At 64.0% G+C, this 275-nt stretch carries 1 protein-coding gene; it reads left to right on the forward strand.

Annotated elements, in window-relative coordinates:
- The coding region (locus tag R0J88_RS19965; RefSeq protein ID WP_410900870.1) for a hypothetical protein at positions 1-275 on the forward strand (275 nt) is incomplete at both ends.

The raw sequence follows: 275 nt of genomic DNA on the forward strand, positions 1-275 counted from the left end.
CTTTCGTCCCCTAGCCAACACTGCCGATGACGCGCCCCAGGTGCGCCTGGAGCGCGAGGGCCGAGACGAGATTCGCCGCATTACCCAGGCCGTGGAGAGTGTGCCCTGGTCGGTGAGCCTGATGCAGATCCTGTGGACCGCAGGCCCGGTGACGCTGATCGGCGCCTGGGGCGGCTATCTGCTCGGTTACGGCAAGGAACCCACCTTCGAGAACTACATCTTCTTCATCTCCTACCCCGTCATCACCGGTGTCGCGGGCATCGTGGCCAATATCG

It is taken from the genome of Pseudoalteromonas sp. SIMBA_162 (assembly GCF_046535955.1).
GTDB lineage: Bacteria > Pseudomonadota > Gammaproteobacteria > Enterobacterales > Alteromonadaceae > Pseudoalteromonas > Pseudoalteromonas marina.